This is a genomic window from Herbaspirillum sp. VT-16-41 (assembly GCF_001994935.1).
GTDB classification, from domain to species: Bacteria; Pseudomonadota; Gammaproteobacteria; order Burkholderiales; family Burkholderiaceae_D; genus Herbaspirillum; species Herbaspirillum frisingense.
On the sequence record NZ_MUXB01000136.1, the window covers coordinates 1 to 2,870 of the forward strand.

Genomic DNA, 2,870 nt, shown 5'->3' on the forward strand with positions numbered 1-2,870 from the left:
GCAGAAGTCGGACTACCAGGTTTCTAGTCGTAACTGTAGTTCAGATGTGTTCTCTTCCTATCTTTAGAAAGCCTTTCATTTTCCATATATAAATTGGTATATTCTTTCGTAAGATCTTCATATCTCTCATCTTCACGTTTTAGGTCTTTTCTTAACTGCTGATTTTCTTTGGCTAAATCTGTATTTTTCAAACGGTTATAATCTTTTTGAATGGCAACTGCAGCAGTTACCTGTTCATTTACTTTTTTATATTGTTTGGGTGTTAAAACAATATTGCCTGTTTCTTTTTCAATAATTTCGGGTTTTCCTAATAATTTTGGCTTAACCTCTGTTTTAATTTCTCGACCCTTAAATTTTACCTTTTTTGGCTCTAGTGTCGCAGTCAGTTCATCCAATCTTTCTTCTTGTTTTTCTACCTTTTGTTGGACTTCTAGAAAAACTTTTTCATGGTATTTTGTCTCTTGTTTGAATCTATCCATGTCTTGATGTTTTTTCTTCGTCAATTCTTTGGGCTCTCCACGTTCCAACTGGTAGCCTTTATCATTTATAAATTCATTAAATCGATCTTGAAGCTTTGTTAAAGCCGACTTATTCCCAATAATATCCTTGGCGCTTAAGCGTCCATCTTCCGTTAACGGAACAACGCCAAAATGCATATGCGGTGTATTTTCATCCATATGTATCGTGGCATATACCACATTTTCTTTTCCATATTCATCATCTATGAACTCCATCGAGTCCCGGAAGTATTTTTTTACCTGGTCCTGATCCATGTTTTCAAAAAACGCATTATCACTCGTTATAATGCCGTCAATATGACGTATCGCATCTCTTCGTAGTTTTCGTTTTCCTATGTAACCTTCTTCAATTCTTTTTTCAATCAATTCGTTGAAATTTTGCTTTTCTCGGCCATGAATTAAATCCACATTTAAGTGCGTAATTATTATTTTCTCTTTGAACATGTTTTTGGATCCCAGTTGTATTAGCTGCTTGTTTCACTTTCGCCACTCTCAAAATGGAGTAGGACATTTCCGTATAACCTCCTTACCGCTCTATTCAAAATGCCTTTGCTAGTCCTGATTATCCAGAATTTCATTTAGAGAAGGTAAGTGGCGATGAGGGTGTCGTGGACGGCTTAATATTTATGGGAAGCTACATTGACAACTACAAAGAGTTTGGGGAAGATGTTAGGATTACACCTGAAGATACGATTTATCAAAGTGAACGTTCTTATTTTGATAATATGACGGAAGGTTTTCAGGACTCAACGATAAAAAGATTACAATCAGATTATCGGAAATTCATGCGTGGAAAAAATGAAAGTTCATCATCCTGTTTTGAAGATGATAAAAGGTTAATCTATGCAGATACATTCGGTAAAGAATCTGACGAAGGTTTTAAAATTGAAATGTTAGATAAAGAAACAAATGAAACAACAGATTTCCAAGTGGAGATACCTGAAAATAATATCAACTATTTGAATGTGGTGGATGTTCAATCCTCAATTGACCTGTCGAGTTCACGCAGACGTGAGGAGATAACCACCGCGACATAAGCCGTACAAAAGGTCACATGCGCCAGCCAGATGGTGAGCATGCCGCGATCCGACGGCCAGCCAATCGCATGACCAAGGGCAACAAACAGCAGCAACAGCGACAGCCCGGTGATCACATCCGGCATCACCAACGGCGCGGTAATCATAAACGCAAAACCGTTGGCGCCACGGAAACGGCCAAAGCGCACCATCACCACTGCCGCAATCGTACCGAGGATCGCCGCCATCGTCGCGGCGCAGGCGGCAATGGTTAGACTCAGTCCCACCGCACTCATCATGGCGTCATCATGGAACAACTCGCTATACCAGCGCGTTGACCAGCCGGCCCACACCGTCACCAGCATCTTGCGAGAGGCAGAGAGCAAGGAGATTGCGACGGTAGATCTGTGCAAGCGCCACAACATTACTGAGCAGACCTTTTACCGCTGGAGAAACAAGTTTGGCGGTATGGATGTCCCGGACGCCCGGCGGCTCAGAGAGCTTGAATCCGAGAACGACAAGCTCAAACGCATGGTGGCGGAACAGTTACTAGTGATTGATGGCTTGAAGGAGTTAAGCCGAAAAAAATGATGACCTCCGCGGGCCGGCGCGAAGCGCTGGAAGTCCTTACTCGTCGGGGGCTGTCGCAACGCAAGGCATGTTGTTATCTGGAGCTGAGCCGGCGGGTAGCGGGTTATCAGTTGCTACAACCTGGAAAGGATCGGAGCCTGACGCAGCAGCTCATCGCGGCATCGCAAGAGGTCCCTCGCTTCGGCTATCGGCGTATGTCTGCCTGGCTGGCCTTTGGCGAGTCCCGAGTGCGACGGCTCTGGAGCGCGCTCAAACTGGGCATTCCACGAAAGCGGCCCCGCAGGCGTCGATGCGGCAACGACATTCGGTTACCGGGAGCAACCAAGCCTAATTCAGTCTGGAGCTATGACTTTGTTCATGACCAGATGGTGGATGGACGCTCGTTGAAGATGCTGTGTGTGATCGACGAATACACCCGGGAATGCCTGGCCATCGAAGTTGCTGCCAGTTTGCGCTCCCAGGATGTCATCCTGACGCTCTCGCGATTGATGCGGTTACATGGAAAGCCGGCCTACGTAAGGTCGGACAACGGCGCCGAGTTCACAGCGGCCAAGGTCATGCGATGGCTGCGGGATGCCTCCGTTGGCCCAGCCTTCATTGCGCCAGGCAGTCCATGGCAGAACGGATTCGTGGAACGCTTCAATGGCAAACTGCGTGACGAACTGCTTAACCGGGAGTGGTTCCGCAGCCGGGCAGAGGCAAAAGTGCTGATTGAAAGATGGCGTCAGTTCTACAACGAGCGCAG

2 protein-coding genes and 2 pseudogenes are annotated in these 2,870 nt (G+C 46.0%); 2 read left to right on the forward strand and 2 right to left on the reverse strand.

Annotation, left to right across the window (positions count from 1 at the left end):
• Positions 1-23: 23 nt before the first annotated feature.
• Positions 24-1,029: pseudogene (gene mobV / locus BTM36_RS23100) on the reverse strand (MobV family relaxase).
• A gap of 97 nt (positions 1,030-1,126) precedes the next feature.
• Here mobV and BTM36_RS28780 point away from each other — a divergent pair.
• A complete protein-coding gene (locus tag BTM36_RS28780; RefSeq protein ID WP_217349609.1) occupies positions 1,127-1,555 on the forward strand; it encodes a hypothetical protein in 429 nt (142 codons plus the stop codon).
• Here BTM36_RS28780 and BTM36_RS23105 read toward each other — a convergent pair.
• Positions 1,495-1,833: a hypothetical protein gene (locus tag BTM36_RS23105; RefSeq protein ID WP_217349610.1), complete on the reverse strand. Its 339-nt coding sequence runs from the start codon at positions 1,831-1,833 to the stop codon at positions 1,495-1,497. The genes BTM36_RS28780 and BTM36_RS23105 overlap by 61 nt on opposite strands.
• 64 nt (positions 1,834-1,897) lie before the next feature.
• On the opposite strand from BTM36_RS23105, the pseudogene BTM36_RS23115 reads away from it, so the two are divergent.
• Positions 1,898-2,870, forward strand: a pseudogene (locus BTM36_RS23115) (IS3 family transposase); the annotation flags it as partial.

Excerpts from the sequence above, each read along its gene's own strand:
- BTM36_RS23105 (WP_217349610.1), bottom strand. The coding sequence starts at position 1,833 with ATGATGAGTGCGGTGGGACTGAGTCTAACCATTGCCGCCTGCGCCGCG.